The 2,958-nt window shown below is 71.9% G+C and carries 4 protein-coding genes; 2 read left to right on the plus strand and 2 right to left on the minus strand.

Going from position 1 to position 2,958, the window contains the following annotated elements:
* The coding region (locus G6022_RS16345; protein WP_347238201.1) for a tyrosine-protein phosphatase at window positions 1–853 on the plus strand (853 nt) is incomplete at its 5' end.
* On the opposite strand, the gene G6022_RS16350 is transcribed toward G6022_RS16345, so the two are convergent.
* Window positions 837–1,196 carry a hypothetical protein gene (locus G6022_RS16350; protein WP_179524078.1) on the minus strand — a complete coding sequence of 120 codons (360 nt, stop codon included), beginning with the start codon at window positions 1,194–1,196 and terminating at the stop codon, window positions 837–839. The two genes, G6022_RS16345 and G6022_RS16350, sit on opposite strands and share 17 nt — an antisense overlap.
* Window positions 1,197–1,437: 241 nt before the next feature.
* Here G6022_RS16350 and G6022_RS16355 point away from each other — a divergent pair, with 241 nt between their 5' ends.
* Window positions 1,438–2,565, plus strand: coding sequence for a DNA gyrase subunit A (locus G6022_RS16355; protein ID WP_182639726.1), 1,128 nt, complete (start codon window positions 1,438–1,440; stop codon window positions 2,563–2,565).
* Here G6022_RS16355 and G6022_RS16360 read toward each other — a convergent pair.
* Window positions 2,558–2,958 (minus strand): PD-(D/E)XK nuclease family protein (locus tag G6022_RS16360; protein WP_182692037.1); only part of this gene is annotated, 401 nt, incomplete at its 5' end. The two genes, G6022_RS16355 and G6022_RS16360, sit on opposite strands and share 8 nt — an antisense overlap.

A 2,958-nucleotide genomic window follows, 5' to 3' on the forward strand; every position in this document is an offset into this window, starting at 1 on the left:
CGGAATGGGCGCAGACGCGCGCATGACCACCGGGGTCGACGCCGAGGTCGTCGCGGAGGTGGGGGCTGAGGTCGGCGCATCCGGACCGGCGCCCGGCGACGTCCGACTGACGAGCGTGCACAACTTCCGTGACGTCGCGGGCCCGGGTTACGCGCTCCACCCGACCGGGAGCATGGCCCGCGGTCTGGTCTACCGATCCACCACGCTGTCGGTGGGTGAGGACGACCTCGGGGTACTCGAGCGGCTCGGGGTGAGCACCATCGTGGACCTGCGGACCGGCGACGAGATCACCAGGCAGCCCGATGTGATCCCCGCCGGTGCCGACTACCTGGCCATCGACGTCCTCGCCGGGAACACCTCCGCGGCCGCATTCACCGGGGTCGGGACGTTCAGCGTGGAGGACGCCCGACGCGAGACGGCGATCATGTACGAGCGGTTCGTCCTCGGCGACGAGGAGCGGACCGGTTTCGGCCGCGCGGTCAGCGCCGTGGCGCGGTCGGCGGGCCCGGCGATCGTGCACTGCACGGCCGGCAAGGACCGGACGGGCTGGACCTCCGCAGTGCTCCAGCTGCTCGCCGGAGTGCGGGAAGAGGACGTGATCGCCGACTACATGCTGACCCGCGAGCTGTCCGTCGACTTCGTCAACTCCATCCGGGCGTACGTCCGGGCGGAGATGCCCGAGCGTCTCGACGCGATCGACGTGCTCATCGGGGTCGAGGAGAGCAACATCCGGCGCTCGCTGACCGCGTTGGACAGCGAGTTCGGCGACGTCCGTCGATACCTCGTGGACGGCGCCGGGGTGGAGGAGGACCTCGTGGAGCAGCTGGGGGCCCGGCTCAGAACAGGACGATGACCGCGCCGAGCACACCACCGAAGGCGATCGCCTCGAGGATCACCGCGATGGTGCGGCCCACCTCGGACCGGGCCACGGAGTGGACCCTCGGGCCGGCCATCGTCAACGCGAACACCAGGACGAGGACCGCCACCCCGACAAGGGTGTCGGCGAGTCGCGCCGCCACGCCGTAGACCGCCCCGAGGCCGATCAGCCCCCCTGTCGCCGCGGCCGAGACCGTGGTCAACGGCGCCGGGAACACCGCGGCCGGGGTCGCCTCGCGGCCCACCGGGGCGACCTCCGCAGGAGGCGCCGGGGTGGAGCGGCTCCGGTCCCCGTCCTCCAGCATCAGTTGTCCGTTCATGCCCAGGACCCTACGTCCCGTTCCCAAAGGAATCCCCCGCCGTCCCTGTGGAACTGCTGGAAAATCGAAAAGCGCTGGTCAGCGTCCCGTAGATGGCGGAGAGATCGGTCACAATCCACAGGGACGGACCCGCCCCGGGCTGCGTGACCGCATGACCACGGGTGGGTCGGCGGGCGTAGGATTCGTGACGATCCGGTGGGGGCCGGGTCCGTTCTGTTGCGGGAAAGATCGGGGGACTGGCATGGGTTCTATGGGTGCGGTCGGGGGCTGGTTCGAGCCCGGGGACGACGCCGGGAGGGCGTGCGACGAGGCCGAGGCGGTACTCCTGGCGTGCGAGGACCTGGATGCCGTGATAGAGACGATCCGGCAGGCGGAATCCCCTGTCGACGCCCGCCGCGCCCTCAAACTGGGATTCGGGTTCTCGGGTAGGCAGGCCGCGCTGCTCCTCACCCTTCCGGTGCTGTCGTTCACGCGGTCCGAGCGCGACCGGATGCGCGACAGCCGACGTGCGCGGCTGGACCTCTTCGCCGATGTCACCGGGGCGATCCCGGCGGTTCGGGAGGACGAGGTCGAGCTCGACCCGGCGCCGGGACAGGCGGCGCGGGCGCCGGAACCGGAGTCCGCCGCGCGGGCGGGGTGGGGTGCCGAGTTCGACGGCGCCCTCGACGGGATCCGACGAGCGATGGACGATGAACAGGGCCGGGGCCCGACCGCTCCGCCGCCCGTGATCACCGGGGACCCGGGGCCCTCCGACCACGTCGCCCGGCGATCGCGGTCCGGGCGTGTCGACGAGGCCGCTGTCGTGCTCGACGAGCAGGTCGGGGAGCTCTGCGACGCGATCGCGGTCCTCCTGCAGGTGGAGAGCGTCCCCGGTGCGTGGCTGGATGATCCCCGCGCGTCCGACAGCCGGACCGGGACCCTCCTCGACAGCTGCGGTGTCGATGATTCGGTGGGGATCCGGACCCTGCTGTGGCATCTGCGCCGGACCGGCCTGGATTCGGTCGAGGGTCTGCTGCCGTTCGCCGAACCGGTCGGCGCCGCCGAGGGTTTCGAGGTCCAGGCGAAGAGGTTCGAGCACGCGATGGCGCTCGGCGGACTCGGTTCGGACCCGGGGTCCGGGGGTACCTGGACCGGTCGCCTGTGGCCGATCGCGGAGCGCCGCGGGTACGGGTACGCGGTGTCCTATCGGACCGGGCCGGACGCCGGGTCCATCTGGGCGTACGGCGGGGAGGAACCGCTCCACCGGGTGTGGGATTCGGTCGTCGACCTGCTGGTCGAGCTGTACCAGGCGTTGACCACCGGCGAACCCTGCGACGCCGCGGTCGCGGCCGCGGCGAACGGCCGGGTGGTGTGGACGAACCTCAGCTGAGGTCCCGTCCGATCACGGTGGCCCGGTTGCCGCGGCAGAACACGAGCTCGACGCGCGAGACCGTCCGGCCGGTGGTCGCGCCCAGCAGTTCGGCGTACGCGCACAACTGCAGCAGGTACTCGTCGACTGTCCCGGTGGTGACCGCCACATCGGTCTTGTAGTCGATGACGGACAGCGAACCGTCGGGCTCGTCCACGACCAGGTCGACCACCCCGTCCACCGCCACCGGCGTGCCGTCGGCCGTGGCGAGAGCGCCCGCGACCGGCAACTCCGCCCAGTGGGGGCGGGCGGCCGCCCTCCGGACGGGCTTCGAGGTGAGGGCCGTGCGCGCGACGGCGACCATCTCCTCGACGGCCTCAGGGGTCCGGGTGCCGTGGAACCCGCCACCGAGGC

Origin of the sequence: Dietzia sp. Cai40, from assembly GCF_014145165.1 — a bacterium.
Classification (GTDB): domain Bacteria; phylum Actinomycetota; class Actinomycetes; order Mycobacteriales; family Mycobacteriaceae; genus Dietzia; species Dietzia natronolimnaea.

Excerpts from the sequence above, each read along its gene's own strand:
- G6022_RS16350 (WP_179524078.1), bottom strand. The coding sequence starts at position 1,196 with ATGAACGGACAACTGATGCTGGAGGACGGGGACCGGAGCCGCTCCACC.
- G6022_RS16355 (WP_182639726.1), top strand. The coding sequence starts at position 1,438 with ATGGGTTCTATGGGTGCGGTCGGGGGCTGGTTCGAGCCCGGGGACGAC.